17 protein-coding genes are annotated in these 19,895 nt (G+C 54.8%); 16 read left to right on the top strand and 1 reads right to left on the bottom strand.

Annotated features, from left to right (window positions below):
* Positions 1 to 9: 9 nt before the first annotated feature.
* On the bottom strand, positions 10 to 582 hold the full coding sequence (locus PAE68_RS16180) for a Uma2 family endonuclease (protein WP_281888618.1): 573 nt from the start codon (positions 580 to 582) through the stop codon (positions 10 to 12).
* Positions 583 to 833: 251 nt separating this feature from the next.
* Here PAE68_RS16180 and PAE68_RS16175 point away from each other — a divergent pair, with 251 nt between their 5' ends.
* From PAE68_RS16175 to PAE68_RS16100, 16 genes are all read left to right on the top strand, one after another.
* Complete coding sequence (locus PAE68_RS16175) at positions 834 to 2,408, top strand: tetratricopeptide repeat protein (RefSeq protein ID WP_281888616.1); 1,575 nt, start codon at positions 834 to 836, stop codon at positions 2,406 to 2,408.
* A 34-nt stretch (positions 2,409 to 2,442) separates the two neighbouring features.
* A complete protein-coding gene (gene nagA / locus PAE68_RS16170; RefSeq protein ID WP_281888614.1) occupies positions 2,443 to 3,633 on the top strand; it encodes an N-acetylglucosamine-6-phosphate deacetylase in 1,191 nt (396 codons plus the stop codon).
* Between the two features lie 110 nt (positions 3,634 to 3,743).
* Positions 3,744 to 4,418 carry a GAF domain-containing protein gene (locus tag PAE68_RS16165; RefSeq protein ID WP_281888612.1) on the top strand — a complete coding sequence of 225 codons (675 nt, stop codon included), beginning with the start codon at positions 3,744 to 3,746 and terminating at the stop codon, positions 4,416 to 4,418.
* A gap of 18 nt (positions 4,419 to 4,436) precedes the next feature.
* Entirely contained in the window at positions 4,437 to 4,820 is a 384-nt protein-coding gene (locus tag PAE68_RS16160; RefSeq protein ID WP_281888610.1) for a helix-turn-helix domain-containing protein, read from the top strand.
* A 152-nt stretch (positions 4,821 to 4,972) separates the two neighbouring features.
* The gene (locus tag PAE68_RS16155; RefSeq protein ID WP_281888608.1) at positions 4,973 to 6,799 is read left to right on the top strand and encodes a PAS domain S-box protein; all 1,827 of its coding nucleotides are present in this window, start codon (positions 4,973 to 4,975) and stop codon (positions 6,797 to 6,799) included.
* Between the two features lie 202 nt (positions 6,800 to 7,001).
* Positions 7,002 to 8,264, top strand: a complete 1,263-nt coding sequence (locus PAE68_RS16150) for a hypothetical protein (RefSeq protein WP_281888606.1) — start codon at positions 7,002 to 7,004, stop codon at positions 8,262 to 8,264.
* An 86-nt stretch (positions 8,265 to 8,350) separates the two neighbouring features.
* The gene (locus PAE68_RS16145; RefSeq protein ID WP_281888604.1) at positions 8,351 to 9,073 is read left to right on the top strand and encodes an ABC transporter ATP-binding protein; all 723 of its coding nucleotides are present in this window, start codon (positions 8,351 to 8,353) and stop codon (positions 9,071 to 9,073) included.
* Positions 9,060 to 9,812 (top strand): ABC transporter permease, encoded by a 753-nt coding sequence (locus PAE68_RS16140; protein ID WP_281888602.1) that lies wholly within the window; start codon positions 9,060 to 9,062, stop codon positions 9,810 to 9,812. Before PAE68_RS16145 ends, PAE68_RS16140 begins: the two co-directional genes overlap by 14 nt.
* Positions 9,813 to 9,857: 45 nt before the next feature.
* Entirely contained in the window at positions 9,858 to 11,297 is a 1,440-nt protein-coding gene (locus tag PAE68_RS16135) for a sensor histidine kinase (protein WP_281888600.1), read from the top strand.
* A gap of 20 nt (positions 11,298 to 11,317) precedes the next feature.
* Positions 11,318 to 12,013, top strand: coding sequence for a response regulator transcription factor (locus PAE68_RS16130; RefSeq protein WP_281888598.1), 696 nt, complete (start codon positions 11,318 to 11,320; stop codon positions 12,011 to 12,013).
* A gap of 466 nt (positions 12,014 to 12,479) precedes the next feature.
* Positions 12,480 to 13,595, top strand: a complete 1,116-nt coding sequence (locus PAE68_RS16125) for a GGDEF domain-containing protein (RefSeq protein ID WP_281888596.1) — start codon at positions 12,480 to 12,482, stop codon at positions 13,593 to 13,595.
* On the top strand, positions 13,595 to 14,716 hold the full coding sequence (locus PAE68_RS16120; protein WP_281888594.1) for a GGDEF domain-containing protein: 1,122 nt from the start codon (positions 13,595 to 13,597) through the stop codon (positions 14,714 to 14,716). The genes PAE68_RS16125 and PAE68_RS16120 overlap by 1 nt, the downstream gene beginning before the upstream one ends.
* 230 nt (positions 14,717 to 14,946) lie before the next feature.
* A complete protein-coding gene (locus tag PAE68_RS16115) occupies positions 14,947 to 18,075 on the top strand; it encodes a hybrid sensor histidine kinase/response regulator (RefSeq protein ID WP_281888592.1) in 3,129 nt (1,042 codons plus the stop codon).
* A complete protein-coding gene (locus tag PAE68_RS16110) occupies positions 18,053 to 19,189 on the top strand; it encodes a response regulator (RefSeq protein WP_281888591.1) in 1,137 nt (378 codons plus the stop codon). Before PAE68_RS16115 ends, PAE68_RS16110 begins: the two co-directional genes overlap by 23 nt.
* Before the next feature lie 281 nt (positions 19,190 to 19,470).
* Entirely contained in the window at positions 19,471 to 19,731 is a 261-nt protein-coding gene (locus PAE68_RS16105) for a hypothetical protein (protein ID WP_281888589.1), read from the top strand.
* Positions 19,724 to 19,894: a hypothetical protein gene (locus tag PAE68_RS16100; RefSeq protein ID WP_281888588.1), complete on the top strand. Its 171-nt coding sequence runs from the start codon at positions 19,724 to 19,726 to the stop codon at positions 19,892 to 19,894. The genes PAE68_RS16105 and PAE68_RS16100 overlap by 8 nt, the downstream gene beginning before the upstream one ends.
* The last annotated feature ends 1 nt before the right edge of the window (position 19,895 follow it).

Below are 19,895 nucleotides of genomic sequence, written 5' to 3'. Positions count from 1 at the left end.
GCGAGACCATTATTCCGAGTCGAACAGCTCGTTGAGATCGATGTAGAGGTCGGTGAACAGCTGTGAGCGTATAGGATCCGTTCGGAAATACGTTCCATGCTGCCTGTAGCGCTGTCCCTCCAGTACGAAGGTATCGATATATTCGTGATACGGGTCTACGATCCAGTACTCCTTGACACCAGCCCTTGCATAGGCGTTGTACTTCTGCACACGATCGGCCTTGGAGGTGGAAGGAGACAATACTTCAATGATCCAGTCGGGTGCTCCGACAATTCGATTCTCCTCAATCTTACTCGGATCACAGACGACCAAGAGGTCGGGCTGTACCCAGTCCTTAATCTCCGAGTCGCTCATGCTCGATGTTCCATATAAGCACACATCAATGGGAGCGATGAATGGGCGACAAGGCTTTCCTTTCATATATAACCGCAGCTCGGTATACAATCCTCCTACAATGTGCTGATGCCGGGGAGTCGGAGAAGGCGACATGCTGATGATCTCACCGTTCAGAGCCTCGTACCGTACTTCATCCTTCCTGTTCATATACTGAGCATAGGTGACAGGCGCTCTCAGCTCTCGCATGGCCTTGTATCGCCCCTCCAGGTTCGTTCTTTAGGTATAGCTCCAGTATAGCATTCGGCTATTCGGTCTCCAAGCCAGATCTAATCTTGACTCAAGCTGAATTGAGACTTCGGCTGGCATATGGTAAATTTACTTGGATAGGCAACGATACCGTTACATATTTCAGGATAGAGAACCATGCCGCTAGCGCGGCACCTTCAGGTGATGTAGTAACCTACTTATTCCAGGACAGAGAGCAGGTCAGACTTATAATGGTAGAAATGGTGAAGCAAACGTATCGCTACAGTGAGGCGCCGATCTGGGAATTACAGCGCGCATACTATGAGCAGCTCGGCATGAAGGCATGGAATAACGATCAAGTGCCGCAATATATTACGAACAGCCCGATGATTGCAACCGCTTATGCGGAGACGATATTCGGGCTGCTGCAGGATCGGGCGGCTCAAGGGGAGCTGTCCGAGCCGGTCACGATTGTAGAGCTAGGTGCGGGAGCGGGCCGTCTTGCCTACCACGTGCTCCAGCAGCTCGGCGAGCTGGTCGCGTTCGCTGGCATCGAGCTGCCGCCATATCGCTATGTGATTACCGATCTGCCGGTCAGCAACGTCAACGGCTGGCGGCGCCATCCGGCTCTGCAGCCGTACGTTCAGCAAGGGCTGGTCGACTTCGCCGTATTCGATGCGGTGAACGATACAGAGCTTAAGCTGGTCGAGTCAGGCGAGGTCGTGCGCAAGGGAGACCTGAAGCAGCCGGTGATCGTCATAGCGAATTATTTTTTTGACGGAATACCACAGGAGCTTCTCTACATGGGCGGCGGTCAGGTGTATGAGTGCGACATCGTGATGGAGTATCCGAAGTCGTACAAGGAGCTGAAGCCGGCTGAGGCGCTGGAGAGCTTGACGCTAGCATACGAGCATCGCCGGGCGCCGGAGTATGAGGATGAGAGCTTCGCGTACCGCGAGCTGATCTCCCTATACCTGGAGCAGGCGGACGATTCGCACATTCTGTTCCCGTCCTCGGGGCTGAGCTGTCTGGAGCGGCTGAATGCGCTGTCGAGAAGCGGCTTCCTGCTCATTACGGCGGATAAGGGCGACCATCGGCTGGAGGATCTTCAATTCGCTGATCCGCCGCAGTTGGTCATTCACGGCAGCTTCTCCTTGACGGCGAACTATCATGCGCTGGTGCACGTCTTCGAGCAGAGGGGGGCGGAGGCGCTCTTTACCGAGCATCATTATAAAAACATCAACATCGGCTGCATCCTCATGCTGGACAAGCCGAAAACGTACGTGAACACGCGTCTGGCGTTCCGTCGGTTCATCGAGCGGTTCGGTCCTGACGAGTTCTGCAGCATGAAGGAATGGCTCGACCAGCAGCTGGATGGCATTACGCTGCAGCCGATTCTCGCCTTCTGGCGTCTGGGGGGGTACGACGCGGAGTTCTTCATCCAGACGGCGCAGCGCATCGTCAGCCTGCTTCCGGAGGCGACAGATGAGGAGCTGCTCGATCTTCGCCTCGGGATTAATAAGATGTGGGATTCGTTCTACGTGATGGAGCAGCGCTACGATCTGGCGCTGGATGCGGGTCTATTGCTATTCGAGATGAACATGTACGAGGAGGCGAAGCGCTTCCTCGATCAGTCTGTACAGACCGATCCTGAAGATCCGGTGCCGACCGTGCTGTACTGTCTTGCGATCTGCAGCCTGGAGCTTGGACTTGAGCTGGAGGCGCGTTACTACTTAGGGCGGGCGCTCGAGCTGGAGCCGGAGCATGAGGAGGCGCTCGCGCTGCTGGAATGTCTGGGCGAGGAGCAGGGCGAGCAAGACGAGTAGCTGATTAGCTCGATAACAGGGAGGCTCACCGCGCATGAACGTCGATCACTGGCTCATTCATAATGCTAGCATCGTCACGCCCGATGCACCGGCGGCAGCGGGCTGGCTGCTGCTAAGCGGGAGCAGCATTGAGCGAATCGGCCACGCCGATGAGCCGATCCCGGCAGCAGAACGGCAATGCGATGCAGAGGGCGGCTATGTGCTGCCCGGCTTCATCGATGTGCATGTGCATGGAGGAGCCGGCTACGACTTCATGGAGGCCGATCGCGTTGGCCTAGACGCCATTACACGCTTCCATGCCGCCCACGGGACGACGTCGATGCTGGCGACGACGGTTACCGCTCCGAAGTGTGCCATCGATGAGGCGCTCAGCCGTCTCGCGGATTACGTCGCGGAGCCGATGCTGCATGCGCAGCTGCTCGGCGTTCATCTCGAGGGACCCTTCATCAGCAAGAAGTGGCCCGGCGCGCAACACCCGGCTCATATCGTCCCCCCTCAGTTGTGCTGGCTCGAGGAATGGACGACGCGGTATCCCGGTCTCCTGCGGCTGCAGACGCTCGCTCCGGAGCTGGAGGGGGCGGCGGATTATATCCGCGCCTTGCGGGAGCACGGGGTCGTCGCGGCCTGCGGCCATACGGACGCGACCTACGAGCAGGTGCAGGCTGCCGCGGAGCTCGGGCTCAGCCACGCCGCGCATACGTTCAACGCGATGCGCGGCCTGCACCACCGCGAGCCCGGCACGGTCGGCGCCGTGCTCACGGAGGACCGTCTGACGGCGGAGGTGATCGCTGACGGTCATCACGTGCATGCGGCCGCGCTGCGCTTGCTCGCGCGGGCGAAGGGCGAGCTCGGGCTCGTGCTGATCACCGACGCCATCTCGGCGGCAGGCCTTGGCGACGGCAGCTATGCGCTCGGCGGCCTCGACGTCGTCGTGCAGGGCGGGGTCGCCCGGCTCAAGGCGTGCGGCAGTCTGGCCGGCAGCACGCTGACGATGGACGCCGCACTGCGGTATGCAGTGCGCGAGGCGGGTATTCCGCTGGAGGCTGCGAGCCGCATGGCGAGCGGCAATCCGGCGAGGGTGCTCGGCATCAGCGATATAACCGGCGAGCTGCGCGAGGGCGCGCAGGCGGACGTCGTCGTGCTGAGTCGCGAGCTCGACGTCCGTCACGTCTGGGTGCGCGGGGCGATGCTGGCGGGTTTCGCGAACGGCCCCGGCGACATATAATGGAATTGTCATGCTGTGCAAGGCGCCTGCATATTTATTATGCTGGCGCCTTCTTTTCACTCTGGTGTATAATGGATCGAACAGACGGAGTGAAGTGAGGAGACATGCTCATGAATACTGGCAAGAACGGGATTCTGCACTATTTGAGAAATTATCAGCTCAATCAAGACGTCGTGAAGAGGCTGTCAGAGCTCGCGCCGTCAGATGTGAAGAAGACAGACAACGTATCCCTTCTTATGGAGGCACTGAAGCTGAACGGTCAAGTCAGTGAAGGGCACCTGCGAACGCTAGAGGTGAAGCGGGAGCTCGGTAACTTCTGCCGCTCGATCGAGGCCGAGATGGAGAATGCCCATGTTGCCATCATGTTCTGGAGCAAGGAAGAGAACACGTTCTATCATGGTGCGGGGCCGTCCGTGCCGATCGAATTTTATAATATATTCACCTGGTTCAAGGGCAAGTTCAACGAGACGTTCTCCAGCTGCGGTCTGGCCTGCCATACAGGCAAGCTTGCCGTCACCAGCTTCGAGACGTCGGACTGCTGGGAAGGTGTGCGCGAGTTCGCCGTGGATACGCTCGGGTATCGGAGCTGCTGGTCACATCCATTCACCGATCGGGTAACGGGTCAGATTGTTGGCACGTTCGCCGTCATGTCGCCGCAGGCTCAGCGTGTACCGACCGAGGATGAGGTGCGGCTGCTCACGGATCGAATTATTTACTATGCCGATGAGATTCGATTCATCTCTGAAGAGCTGAAGAAGCGTAATCCGGCTATTGTGAATTTCTAGAGGGGAGCCATGCCTGTCATGAGCTTTAACATTCGTCTGAAGGCCTTGCGCAAGGAAGGCGGGATGACCTTGGAGGAAGCTGCCGGGGAGCTAGGGGTTAGCATCACGACGCTGTCAGGGTGGGAGCAAGGCTATCGCAGGCCGAACATCGAGTCGATGGTCAAGCTTGCCCATCTGTACCAGACTAGCTCGGACTACATCCTCGGCTTAACCGAGAATCGTGAGCCGCAGCCGATCAGCATGAATGCGAAGGATGTACTCGCCCAGAGAGGTCTGCATTGGGACGGAATGCCGCTTAGCGACGAGGAGCTGCGCACGCTTCGCCTCTTGCTGGAATACGTGCTGAATGATCGTAAAGAGGATGTAGGGGGAACTAGGGAAGGTAAAGCTTCGAATGAATAATGAAGCCCCTTCTTTTTTTTATCGAATTATTATGCGTAACGCGTATTTTTATAATATTTTTACGCTTAATGATTGAAGTTTGTTTAAGCATATGTAAAAATAATACTAGAGGTGGCGATGATTTCCGATACTCTGGGAAGGACGAACTTCATTTGACTCAATTTGAGCTGACGGATGATTATTTATTTACTCACGCCTTCGAGCATGCGCCGATCGGCATGGCCCTGGTGGCCCCGGACGGAAGCTGGCTGCGTGTGAATTCTTCCTTATGCGATATTGTTGGATATTCGGAGCTGGAGCTCATGCAGATGAATTTTCAAATGCTGACGCATGAGGATGATCTGGACTTCGATCTCGAGCTTGTTCACGACACCTTGGAGGGCCGGCGTACGCACTATCAGCTGGACAAGAGGTATTATCATAAGCATGGACATGTCGTATGGGTGAGGCTAAGTGTGACGCTGGTGCGGGATGAGCACCGCAAGCCGTTATATTTCATAGGCCAGATTCAAGATATTACGGACCAAAAAACAGAGGCTCATGTGCTTATTCAGAGCAAGGAGCGGTATAAGTCGTTATTCCAATGCCATCCGGATGCGATTATGAGCTTCTCCCCGAGCGGTCAATTTACAAGCGTGAATGACGCATGTGAGAGAGTGACGGGATATACGAAGCAGGAGCTTCTTCATATGGACCCCAGCGTGCTTCTCGAACGAACGGATGTATCGAGGAAGCACTTTCTTCTTGCGCTCGAAGGCGAGCCGCAAGAGTTCGAGGAGATCATTATCCATAAGAACGGACATCGTGTCGTCTTGCGTGTCACCTATGTGCCGATCGTTGTAGAGAGCAAGATCGAGGGCATCTACAGTATTCTTAAGGATATTACCGAGTATCGCAAAGCGACCGAGCAGCTGCTGCACCATGATCAGCTGTATGAGCTTATTTCCGAGAATGCGCAGGATGTCATCTTTAGCCTGACGGCCAAAGGTACAGTCGATTATGTATCTCCCGGTGTGAAGGCGTTGCTCGGTTATGCTGCTGAGGACGTTCAGGGTCATCCTTTTTTTACATACGTGCACACAGAAGATCTTCAGGAATTGGTGAGCTCTCCCTTGATGAGCCAGAAGGATAGCGGCATCGTGTGTTGCCGGCTTCGTCACCAGCAAGGACATTACGTCTGGTTCGAGATCAACATTAAGGCGATTCAAGATGGTGAGGATCGACTTCAGCGGGTGATGGGAATCGGGCGCGATATTACAGAGAGGAAGCGCGCCGAAGCGGAGCGTATTCAATCTGAGCAGCAATTGCAGCTGTCCGAGAAGCTGTCGCTAGCCGGGCAGCTGGCCGCTGGCATCGCACACGAAATCCGCAATCCGCTCACGGCGATCAAGGGCTTCATCACGCTGCTGGAGCGGGAATATCGGAGCAAGCCAGAATACTTCAGCGTAATCGGCTCGGAGATCGAACGAATCGAGCAGATCATCAGCGAGCTGCTGATGCTAGCGAAGCCGCAGGCGGCTCAGTACGAGAGCAAGGATATACGCGACATTGTGGAGCCGATGATTAAGCTGATGGAGGCGCAGGCGCTGCTTCGCAATATTCAGCTTCAGTATGATTTCAGTGATGAGACGCTGCTTGTACATTGCAATGAGAACCAGCTGAAGCAGGTGTTCATTAATTTCGTTAAGAATGCGATCGAATCGATGCCGCATGGTGGCCAAATTCTCATTACAACGGCAAGCGCCGATCGCGAAGCCCGCACGCTCCAGATTACGATCAGGGATGAGGGGGAAGGTATTCCACCTGAGCTGCTGGCGAGACTGGGCGAGCCATTCTTCTCGACTAAGGAGAAGGGAACAGGTCTAGGCTACGCGGTAAGTAAAAAAATTATTGAAAATCACGGCGGTACGCTTGTTATTCGAAGCACCGTGCATGTTGGAACCGAGGTCCATATCCAGTTACCGTTGATCACGCAATGAGAAGGAATTGCGGTTCATCTTCCGCAGTCTGCATCAGTAACACGCATTATGCCGCCCGCTCGTCCGTACATACGGTCAGGCGGGCTGTTTGTTGTTTATACTTTGTTAATAGTTGCTTTAGAAATATTCAATACCGCTCCTCTATACTAAGAAATAAGGAAACGTTTCCCCCATTCTGTTGGAAGTAAAGGAGATTGTACTCATGAAGCGAAGTAAGAAATCATTGACGGTGCTCTCGTTCACAATCGGCGCGTGCCTGTTCGTGTCAACCGCCTTCGCCGATGCGCTGCTCGGCTCTGGATACGACAAGCTCAAGCAGGCGATTAAGGATACGGCCGGGCAGATGGAGAGCGGAATGGAGAACTATACGGTGGAGACGGTAGTCATACTGAAGAGCAGCGAGCAGGTGCTGATGCAGTCTGTGAACCAGATGAAGGTTGATCAAGCGAAGAAGGCGAAGGAGGAATTGTCGCAGACGCAGCAAGCAGGTGGCAATACACACTCGCGCTTCTCTTACCGTGATCCGAAGCTGTCCATCTGGAAGAATGATTCGGGGGATCATTATTTCGTAAGTGAGAACACACGTCCTTCGTCGCAGTTCAATGTGACGCCATTCGGCAACCCGTTCAAGGAGAAGGGGGCACCTGAGATCGAGAAGATCGTCGATGCGTTCGTCGGCAGCCTGAAGGAGTACGTGCAGGCCGAGGAGACGGTGGATGGAGGCATATCGTACGGTGGCAGCTTGTCGGAGGCCCAGGTGCCTGCGCTCGTCAATGCGGTCGCCTCCTACGGGATGAAGCGCATGGTCGAGGGGCAGTCGCATGGGCAGGGCGGTATGACTTTGCCGAGCGTCGAGAGCGACATCTATGTGAGCAGGGTCTCTGGCTCGGCCCATGAGAACAAGGTGGGCGTGCTGGAGAGCTTGCATGGCGATATTACACTGACGGGCCGGGATGAGAGCGGCGTGCAGCACGACTTGACGATGAGTATCATGTTCAAGCTGACGAATATCGGCAGCACGAAGGTGGAGGTGCCGGACCTGACGGGTAAGGATATCCAACGCATAGAAGAGACGTATAACGGCTTAAGCAACAAGCATGTGGGCGTCTACACGAACCCGATCGTCCTCGAGCAGGAGGGTCGATTCGTAAAGATCGGAGAGCGCAGACTGGAGCTTACGACCGTTACGCACGACCGGATTAAGGGGACATTTGCCGAGTTGATCAAGCCTGGCTTCGAATCGCAATATCTGGAGCCTGTCAGCTTCGCGTTCGATTCGAATCCGAGCGAGCTGGATCACGGTCATAGCTTCGTCTACACGAACGCTAAGGGCGAGCAGGAGTTCGGGCAGCTCCATGATGGGGGATTCGGTAAGCTGTATATGAACATTGCTAGGATGCATAATTACAAGGCTGGCGTAGGTTCGAGCTTCGATGGTCAGTTCCATCGAGTATTCGAGGAGTAGTCTAGCAGTACATTCGCAAGAAGGAGGGGCCGCGACCTTCGGCTTCCTCCCCTTGCCGTTACGATGATGAAGGAGTGACACGACTTATGAGCTTAGCTATAGAAATGACCGGACTGACGAAGGTATATCCGAATGGCCGAGGCATCAGTGATGTGAACCTTACGGTCGAAGAGGGCGACATCTTCGGCTTCCTCGGGCCGAACGGAGCGGGCAAGACGACTGCGATGAAGATGATGGCGGGTCTGGTGAAGCCGGACCGCGGCGATGTGCGCCTCTTCGGCGCGAGCGTTACCGACGACTTCGTCAACGCGATGAAGCATGTCGGCTGTATGATCGAGACGGCGGAGTCGTACCCGTATATGACGGCGAACGATAACCTGAAGCTGTTCGCGACGTTTTATCCAGATGTGGACCAGAAGCGTATTGATGAGTGTCTGGAGATTACAGGCATGCTGAAGTACAAGCACGAGAAGCCAAGACGGTTCTCGCTCGGCATGAAGCAGAGGCTCGGCATCGCCGCCGCGATCCTCTCGAGGCCCAGACTGCTGATCCTCGATGAGCCGCTGAACGGGCTGGACGTGGAAGGAATGCTCGAGATGCGGAGAATGATCAAGCAGCTGTCGCAGCATGGGACGACGTTCTTCATCTCGAGCCATCTTATTCACGACGTGGAGCTGACTTGTACGCGAATCGGCGTCGTCTATGGTGGCAAGCTCGTCAATGTCGATGATACGCAGAGCATTCTGGCGAATTACTCGTCGCTGGAGAATTATTTCGTAAGCGAGGTGGAACGCCATGCCAGGATTTAAGGCTGCATGCCAAGTCGAAGCGGTGAAGCTGCTGAAGAAGCGGAAGCTGATGTTCGCCGCCATCTTATCGATACTAGCGGTCGTCGTCGGACAGATTGCGGTGACGGCAATTAAGCACGGGCTTGGGCTGCGTGTGGTCGGGAGCACGGAGTTCCCGCTTGTCGTGCTGTCGATGTTCGCCTATACGATCTTGCCGCTGTTCGCTACGTTCGTCGCGATTGATATGTTCAGCGGCGAATTCTCCTCCAATACGATGAAAATAACGCTCACAAGACCCGTATCGCGCTTCAGCGTGTTCTGCGCCAAGGTGCTCAATATCGGAGGGTTCATAGCGGCGAACCTGCTGTTCGTGCTCGTGCTCTCGCTCATAGCCGGATACCTGTTCAACATGTCGACGGCGAGCCTGTCCGGCGTCTGGAACGTGATCGTGTCGTATGCGGCTACATTCTTCCCGGTGTTCGTCTTCTCGTTGCTCGTCGTGCTACTGGCCAATGTGCTGCGGGGCGGGCTCGCTGTCTTCTTCTTATCTGTCATTGCCTTCGTCGCGTTCATGTTCCTCGGCGTCGTATTCTCCAGCTACTCGGGCTTCTTCATTACGTCGATGCTCGACTGGTATACGCTGTGGATTGCGGAGTCGACCAATGTGTTCAAGCTCGTGCGGCAGAGCCTCATCCTGATTGGCTGTGGTATAATGCTGTTTACGGCGGGCTATTACATGTTCGACCGTAAGGACATTTAAGGTCTATGAAGTCTTGATGAGGCTACAGAGTGAGGAGACTCCTCCATGCGAGTAACGAAGCGTTTTTTCTTATTAAATGTCATATCCGTGCTGCTGGCGCTCGTCGTGACGGTGCTCGCCGTTATCGTCTTCGCGGCTATCTATACGAGGGTGATCGGCCAGAAGCCGACACTCCACGAGCTGCAGCGCAGCTACGAGAAGCGGGCCGCGATCGAAGCGCTCAAGCGAGAGGCGCAGTCGCTGCCGTTCGAGCAGCTGCTCGATCGCAGCTGGCAGCAGGCGTGGACGGAGCGGGCGACCGCTGTCGGCGCTCACCTCGTCGTACTGCGCAATCGAGGGATTGTCTATACGACGGCACCGTTCCATGAGGTGGAGCTGAAGAAGGCAGTGATGCTGACGGAGGGCGCTGCGGCGTCTGAGCACGATACGGTAGAGCTGAGCGGCAAGACGTACATGTTCGCCCGCGCATCGTATCCGCTCACCGCGGGTGACGAAGGGACGCTGCTGCTGGTTGCCCGCGTCCAGCCCCATACCGGGCTGTATGGGACGATTGCCCTTGGCATCGTCTGCTTCTTCGTCGCTGTCTTCGTGCTGCTCAATCTGTGGGTCACCTACCGTTTCTCCCGCGGCACGCTAAGACCGCTTGAGAGGCTTCGTGCGGCAGCTGTGAAGATTAGCGAGGGTGATCTGGACGGCGGCATTGCCGAGGAGGGCGAGGACGAGGTTCGGGAGCTGTGCCGGGCGCTCGAGCGGATGCGACTGAAGCTGAAGGAATCGATCTATTTACAGCGAAAATATGATGAAAATCGTTCGTTCCTCGTGTCGAGCATTTCCCACGACTTGAAGACGCCTGTCACCTCCATCATCGGCTATATCGAGGGCATTATGGACGGAGTGGCCACCACCCCGGAGAAGGTCGGCTCGTACCTGGAGACAGCGCGCGCGAAGGCGCTGCTCGTCAATACGATGATCGACGACCTGCTACTGTTCTCGAAGCTTGACTTGAACCAGCTTCCGTACCATTTTGAACGGGTGAAGCTGGCAGCCTATTTCGACGATTGCGCGGAGGAGCATCGCTGCGACTTCGACAAGCTGGGCGTGAAGCTGGAGCTGCGCCATGAGCTCGCGATGGACGTCACCGTGCTGATGGACCGGGAGCGGATGCGGCGCGTTATGCAGAACGTGCTGGATAATGCAGCCAAGTACGTACCGAAGCCGGGTGGCGAGGTCGTCATGATTTTGAGGGAAACGCGCACATCAGCCATTATCGAAATACGCGACAACGGGCAGGGGATACCGGAGGACGATCTTCCTCATATTTTCGACCGATTCTATCGGGTGGACGCTTCGCGCAATCAGACGGATGGCAGCGGGCTCGGGCTGGCGATTGCCAAGCAGATTGTTGAGGGGCACGACGGGAAAATATGGGCGAGAAGCACACTCGGCGAAGGAACGCGGATGATGATCTCGCTGAAGAAAGTATAGAGTACGGAGGCTGTGCGGCAATGAAACGAATATTGATCATCGAGGACGACACGAGCATCGCTGCGCTGCAGAAGGATTATCTGGAGCTGAGCGGCTATCAGGTGAAGATCGTGCCTAACGGTGCGCATGGCTTGCTGGCGCTCAAGGAGGAGACGTTCGACCTCGTTCTGCTGGATATTATGCTGCCGGGCATGGACGGGTTCGAGGTGCTGAAGACGATTCGGGAGGAGGAGGACATTCCAGTGCTGCTCGTATCGGCTCGCTCCGAGGAGATCTACAAGATTAACGGACTCGGGCTCGGCGCCGACGATTATATTACGAAGCCGTTCAGCTCGGGCGAGCTCGTCGCGCGGGTCAACGCGCACCTGAAGAAGTTCGAACGAATGAAGGAGCGGTTCGGCAAGTCACAGGAGACGGAGAAGCTGCATATTCGCGGGCTGGAGATTCATAAGGAGTCGCGCACCGTCTATGTGAACGGGCAGGAGGTGTCGATGGCGCAGAAGGAGTTCGAGCTGCTGCTGTTTCTCGCTCAGCATCCGAACCGGGTGTTCGGCAAGGAGGAGCTGTTCGAGCGTATATGGGGGATGGATGCGCTGGGCGATGCCGCGACGGTGACGGTCCATATCGCCCGAATTCGCGATAAGATCGAAGAGAATGCGTCGAAGCCCCAATACATCGGTACGGTGTGGGGGGCGGGGTATCGGTTTTTGGTGTAGGGTGCTTGACGGCGAGCCTGAGTATTTACATTGGGTAAATATTCAGGTTTTTTGTATGCGGAAAAAGAAGGTTAATGTCAGGTTATATCAAATTGTGTACGTGAACGTCATGATGAATATAACATATGCCGATGTACATAGGCTGTCAAGTACAGGAAACTCTGGGGAACGTTAATTGAGGCCCAATATTCCGAAGTGGCTCATCGCCACAATGATACTCGGTACAGCCGGCGCATTCGCAATTTCAAGAGTACCGATCTTCTCGGAGGCTTGGATCGTTACAGGCGCTGCAGACGGGGATGTCCATCTGAATGGCGAGTGGAATCTGTATCCAGCGGGAACGTGTGAATATAGATTCATTATTGTGAACTACCATCCACATAATTTCAGATGAATTTTATCGCAATCTGTATTATGATGAGAGGTAAAGAAATTGTTAAATTCATCTGCAGCGTGGTGACGACGAATGAAGGATGTAGCGATAAATGACTACAAGACATGGAACCGCGCGGTGCTGCACTTCCTCTGGGTGCTCGTCGCCTTGACCATCGTTATGGGCGAGGTTACATATATATTATCTTCCCGTACAGGCTCTATAGACTGGCGTCAGCCTGTTCCGGACTACCTGCTCCAGCTCTCGATGCTGTATCTGGGGCTGATGCTGCTGGCTGAAGGTATGTACCGACTTATGAAGCATGCTTTCGATTATGTGCTGATCTCCATCACATTCGTCATCGGTCTGTTGTTGATCCTGTTCTTGAGCAGCAAGCAGCCGGTGGAGGGACTGCTGCTGATCGCACTCGACTTGCCGCTCATGATGTCGATGTTCTACTTCAGCGTACGCAAGGTGTGGTATGCTCTTGTTCTCACCTTGGTGGGATTCATCGTGTTGTATCCGTTCATGGAGACGTTGCGTCAGGAGGTCGACATGTGGCACATGATTGCTCTGATCGGCATGCTGCTAGGGACGGGTGCGATTGCCATCGTCATCTGCCGACGAGGGGTGGAGCTGACGCAGGCGCTGGAGAGAGCGGTCCATTCGGAGATGCATGTGTTCGCTGAGGTGGTCGAGCTGGAGGGTGATTCACACAAGGATTACTTGACCGGATTGTACAAGCATTCCGTCTTCCATCAATATATGGCGACACTGACGGAGCAGCATCGCGCTCATGGGATGCCGCTGCAGCTGGCGCTGCTTGACCTCGACAGCTTCAAGTCGGTGAACGACACGTACGGGCATCAAGCCGGAGATCGGGTGCTTCGTGAGATGGGCAGCATCCTGTCGGAGTTCGTCTCCAGCAGCGATGTCGCGTTCCGGTATGGCGGCGAGGAGTTCGCGGTCATCTGGACGGGTCGCAGCATGAGTGAGACGCTTGAACGGCTGGAGGCGATTCGTGAGCGGATGGCCTCGACGATTTTCCCAGAGATGGACAACCGGATCGTCACCGTCAGCATTGGCTGTGCCGATTACCGAGGAGACCTAGACAAGGAGCCGTTCTTCAAGCTGACGGATGAGCTGCTGTATGAGGCGAAGAGGCAAGGCAAGAACCGTATCGTGCATGTGACAGGCGGTGAACCGTGATGAGTCGGAAGGCACCGAACCAAGTCCGTTATGATGCGGGTCGCTCGCACTGGAACATAAGATTATGTCGGGTGTACCGTTATGTGGCGCTGATTATTATCGTGGCTAATTTACTGGCGTTGCCGCTTATAGCGAGTGTGAAGCCAGAGGTTCTAGAACAATTTGTGTATAAAAATGTATTGTCGCAAAACGTAGCTGTGCTTCTGCTGCTCGCGCTGTCAGAGCTGGTCGTTCGGCGTCTGCATAAGTACCAGGACTATTGCATACTTACTTTGGGCGCGCTGTTCCCAATCGTAATCTTATATTACACAGGCACAGAGTCGTCAGGTCTCGAATTCGTCATGCTGATGCCTGTGCTCGTGTCCATCATCTACTTCGAATATCGGAAGGTGCTGTTCGCCTTCGGCTCGTCGCTCGTCTTGTTCACGCTGCTGATTACGCTGTCCGAGGAGCATCGGGTATTGCTAGCGGTTGAGCAGAAGATGCTTGGCTTCGGAGTAGTACTAGGCTGCTCGATCACGGCATGGTCGATCGTGAGGCGGGGGCTGCGTATGATGGAGCTGGAACGCAACTTCCTGTTGAAGGAAGAGGAGCATCGTCTGGAGCTGGCCTTGATCGACGAGCGCGCGCGCAAGGACGCCTTGACCGGACTTCATAACCACCGAACGTTCCAAGAGCAGCTGCACGAGACGATGGAGCAAGCACAAGGAACCGGTGAACAGACGTCCGTTCACCTTGCGCTGATCGATGTTGATCGGTTCAAGTCGATTAACGACAACTTCGGTCACTTGACTGGCGATCTGGTGCTGCGCACAATTGGAAAGCAGCTCGTCAAGCTGCAGAGTGAAGAAGTGTTCGCCGCCCGATACGGCGGTGAGGAGTTCGCTCTCATCTTCCGGTCGCTTGATCGCAGCGACGTGCTTGCCTGTCTGGAGCAGCTAAGAGCGGGTGTGGAGCGGACGTCGATCTATGAGCTGGATGGACGGCATGTTACCGTCAGCATCGGCTGCACCGAGCTGCGGAAGGACGACGATACATCCTCGTTGTTCGTTCGTACGGACGAAGCGATGTACAAGGCCAAGAATAACGGCCGCAACCGGATCATTGCGGAGCTGCGTTAGTCGATGGATGGATGATATGCTGCAGCTTGCTGCACGTTATATAGAGCGGTCGCTTTTCCTTATACAGGAGAAGCGGCCGCTTTATGTTGAAGGGGACGGCGCTATGCTGTTGACATACCGCCAGTAAACTCTTATCGCTAAATGCTCACCTGTCATGTTATGATTGAAAATAACACGAAAATTTAAATGGTCATTGCAATGGAAATTGAACTGCATGGAGACACATTCGAATGAGCTTACTACGTAATAATTGGCGATTATGGACGGCGATCGTCCTCTTGATTGCCATCAACGTGTTGATGTTGACCGATCGAGATCATGAGCCTCAGGCGCGCAATGGGGTGCTGGAGCTCAGCGAGCAGGGAGGTCGTCAGGAGGCGTACCGACTGCAAGGTGAATGGAGCTTCTATCCGAATCAGCTGCTGACTGGTCGTAGTACCATGTCAGAGGAGCAGGCGGCTTCGGCTATTGTCGTTGACGTGCCCGGAAGCTGGGACTTCGACGTATTCAGGGGCGGCCCTACGAATGCGATCGGGTACGGCACCTATCACCTGCGTGTGCAGCTGGGCAATCAAGAGGCTGGACTGCATGCCTTCTGGGTACCGTTAATTCGGGCGTCGCATCGTCTGTTCGTCAATGGAGAGGAGATCGGGGGCAGCGGCATCCCGGCGGATGAGTCGGGTCGGTACAGCGGAGAGATTAAGCCTTACATCGCCTACAAGCAGCTGGATGCAGGTCGCGTCGATCTATTCGTACAGGTGGCCAACTTCGATCATACGATGAGCGGCGGCATCATTCAGTCTATTCTGATGGGACCGCCTGAGCATGTTATTAAGCACCAGCAGAAGCTTGCGGCCTTCGAGTTTGGCATGATCGTCATTTATTTGATGCTCGCATTGTTCTTTGCCGGCTTACAGGCTCAGGCTCCAAGGAACGGGTGGTGCTGGTTGTCCTTGTTCTTTGTATCCCTGTCGTTGCTCGTATCGATTCAAGGCACCCGTTGGCTGCTGTACATTTGGCCTCATCAGCCCTTTGGCTGGGTAGTCAGTCTATATTGGCTTTGCTCGATCGGCATTCTCATGAGTATGTTTATGTTCATTAATAATCGTCATTACAAGCGTGTCCATCCTTGGTTTAGGCAGGGGCTCTGCTGCTTGTCACTTGCGATGACCGTATGCATTATGTTACTGCCTACAACGACGGCTACGCTGCTCTTGCCAGCCTGGCTACTATTGACGGCAGTGGTCCATCTCTATATTAACTATGTGCTCCTGCGCAGTCTGCGAACGGGTGATGTGCAGACTAAGTATGAATTTTGGTCGTACTGTCTGTTTACCGTTCAGTCGCTGTTGAATTCTTTGTATTTGTTCGGCTTCCGGGAATTGAACATTTGGTACTTTATTCAGGCGGCGGGCTTCAGTATCGTGATCACCTGTTTATTTTTGTTTGAGTTTTTTCGCGCTTACCGCCGCACGAGGTCGCTGACGCTGGACCTTCAGCGGACGAGCAGGTTCAAGTCGCAGTTTATGGCCGGTATTTCCAGACAAATGCGTGCGCCCTTGACCGATATTATGAATATAGCCGAAGCAAGGCTCCATACGGATCAACAGCTGCAGCGAGAGCATCAGCAAGATTTGCGACAAATTACGGCGGTCGGCTGGACGATGCGACGCTGGATCGACAATCTCATCGACTTCTCTCATCTGAGAGAAGACGGACTCGTGCTCCATAAGCGACCGCTTCAGCTGTATGGAGTCGTGAAGGAACTGATGGAACGGCAGCGTTACTTCGTCTACAACGAATCGATTCGATTCGTGAATGACGTTCCTGCCGAGCTGCCGGCCGTTCACGCGGACGAGCAGCGGATGCTGCAGATCGTAACCGGCATGATGCAGGCGCTCGTGAGAATGACAGCAGAAGGCACCATTACGGCTGCCGCAGCTGTCCACGACGAGCATGTTCAGCTCGAGCTGAGGATGCAGGGCAAGGGCATCACTCGCGCGCTGCCAGCAGAATTACGGCTGCTGCTGGAGCAGGAGGCCGGGATGTTCAAGCCATCTCTGTATGGACAAGGCGACGGTCTGGACTTATTCCTCATCGTTGCGCTGATTGAGCTTCATGACGGCCAATTAAGGGTACATGAAGATTGGCCTCGATCGGCCGCTGTTCGAATCACCTTCCCGATCGATGGGGAGATGCATTCACCCTCAGAGCGCGAACGAACGGCAGCAGCTTGCGCTCAGCCCTCAGGGCAGATTGACGAGCTGCTCTCGGCTTCACCATTGACGTATTCATCTTCCATGCGGTCCGAGCTGGACCTGAAGCGTGATCTCGATGAGCCAATAGCCGATATCGTGATCGTGCAAGACGATCCGCTCACGCTGAACGTATTGATTAACGTGCTCGCCATGTATCATTGCCGCGTCACGGTCGTCAGGGAAGGTCAAGAGCTGTTGAACAGGCTGCGGTCAATGGACAATGTCGATCTTGTGGTAATCGACCGTCATTTACAGGGAATGTCAGGCCTTGAGCTGTGCGCTAGCATACGCCATCATTACAGCTTGTTCGACCTGCCGATCTTGCTGTTGACGCCTGCGGGCATTCCTGTACATGCGCTAGAGGCCAGTCAGGCAGGGGCGAACGATTATATCGTGAAGCCGGTGGACGCCTCGGAGCTGCGGGTTCGCGTACGGACGCTAGTCGAATTAAAGCGCTCGGTCAGTGAGCGAATTCGGATGGAGCTGGCGTTTCTTCAAGCGCAGATCAAGCCCCATTTCTTATTCAATACCTTGAACTCTATCGCTGCGCTAAGCAGACATGAGCCTGATCAAATGACCCGGCTGTTGAATGAGTTAGGCTACTTCCTGCGGGAGAGCTTCCGCTTCGACAGCGCGGAGGAATTGATCTCGATTGAGCGAGAGCTTCGTATCGTGAAGTCGTATCTGCATATTGAAAAGGTGCGATTCGACGATTGGCTGAGCTTCGACATCGAACGCACGATCACAGTTCCGTTCCGCATTCCGATGCTGACGCTTCAGCCCTTGGTGGAAAATGCGGTATGTCATGGTATTATGCGTCGAGCCGAGGGCGGGCATATCTGGATTGGCATTCAGCAGGTTGGGCGCGAGGCGTGGATTACCGTGAAGGATAATGGTGTCGGTATGTCGGCGGAGCGGTTGGGGCAGGTGCGCAGCTCGCACAATGGGGGCGGCGTCGGCATTGCCAATATCGAGCGGCGAATGAAGAAGATGTTCGGCTATGGACTAGATATTGCCAGTGTAGAGGGGCAAGGAACGGAAATACGAATTCGATTGCCGCTGGAGAAGGTGGGTATACATGAGAGTGATGCTGGTGGATGACGAGCCTCTCGCCTTGCGTTATTTGAGCGAGGAGCTCAGAAGGTTCGAAGGGATCGAGATTACCGGGACGTATCGGAACCCAAGACTTGCCCTTGAGAGCTTGACTCGTGATAAGCCTGATGCCGTGTTCCTGGATATCGAGATGCCGGAGCTGAGCGGCATCGAATTAGCCGAATTGATTACGCAGACGGATGCACAGGTTCATCTTGTATTTGTTACGGTGTATGATGAGTTCGCGGTGAAGGCGTTCGAGCTGAACGCACTCGATTATTTGCTGAAGCCGATTCAGGCCGAGCGTCTGTCGAAGACGTTGAAGCGTCTATTCGATAGCGTGAACGACCCTTCGCAGCCGCAGACAGATCGTGCGCTTGCGCGTATTTATTGCTTCCGCTCTCTGCAGTTTGAGCGTTCGGGTCAGGAGCGCGTGTCACTGCGCTGGAAGACGTTGAAGGCGCAGGAGCTATTCTGCTTGCTGCTGAAGCATCGGGGGAAGCCCGTCCGTAAGGAGATGCTCGTGGAGCAGATCTGGCCGGATATGGAGTGGAAGAAGGGAATTACCCAGCTGTACACGGCCATCTATCAAATTCGCAGACTGCTTCAGACGGAGCGGTTCGAGATCGAGATCGCTAGCTACGATGGCGGCTACCGGATGGATGTGCAGCACGTTCGGATCGATACGGAGGAATGGGAGCTGCAGCTGAAGTCGGCTCCACCTCTGAACGAGCATACGCTGGCGCAGCATCTACAGCTGCTGGAGCAATACGAGGGCGATTACTTGGCGGAGTACGAGTACGGGTGGGCGCAGACCGAGAGGCGACGGCTTAGGGAGATGTGGCTGTCGCACGCGAAGCTTATCGCCCAGTATTATGTGTCGAGCGAGCGGCTATCAGATGCAGCTGCTCATTATTTGCGGCTTCAGAGCGTAGGTCCGACAGAGGAGAGCTTCTATCATGAGCTCATGCTTATCTATGATCGGATGGGCGATCGGCGCTCGGTTGAGAAGCAATACGAGCTGCTCGGCTCCATGCTGCACAAGGAGCTGGATGCAGAGCCTGATGAAGCCGTGCAGCAATGGTTCGAGCAATGGAGACACTCCGATCATCCCCTTTCCTAATTTACCGTTATTCAATAACGTTTCAAAAATGTTTCAAAAATGTTCGGTATAATGAACGGTGATCTACTCATGCTGAGCCTATCGGCCGCAGCTGTAGCCTTAAGCCTCGTCATTTTACACTGAATCAATGGCTTCATCCATTTGCTCATATGTCTGGCCACGGTTCGAACTATGAGATGACCCCGATGCTTACGGTGGGCGTGTACATGTTTATGATCGTGCCGTGTCTGCTGCTGGTGTGGGGTGTGTATGTATATTAGATCAGCGGCAGCGGCGGAGGCGTGGAGTTCCACTTCTCCATCTTCATGGTTGTCGCGGCCGTGGCCTACTATGAACAGATTCGTCTCGTTCTGCTCATGACCGTCCTGTTCGCGGTGCAGCATGTAGCGGGCTACTTCCTCATCCCGCAGCTCGTATTCGGCACGTCATCGTATTCGTTCCTCATGCTATGCATTCATGCGCTGTTCTTCATCTTGACCTCCGGGGCAACAAGCCTGTCATATGCTGGAGGGCATTCTGACGGACAGCTCCGCCTTGGCTAGCGAAATGAACGAGATTGTGTCCGTTACGCAAGAAGGAATGTCTTCCATGCAGGAGATGACAGCGATGAGCACCCAGCAGTCTTCTGCAGTAGAGGGAGTGGATCAAGAGCTGGTGAGGTTGTCGCAATTAAGCGGTGATCTGCAAGCTAAGTTCTTGGCATAGT

The sequence above is a fragment of the Paenibacillus sp. YYML68 genome (assembly GCF_027923405.1).
Classification (GTDB): domain Bacteria; phylum Bacillota; class Bacilli; order Paenibacillales; family NBRC-103111; genus Paenibacillus_G.
The sequence above is the reverse complement of the archived record's forward strand: the minus strand, read 5'-3'. Positions and strand labels throughout refer to the sequence as shown.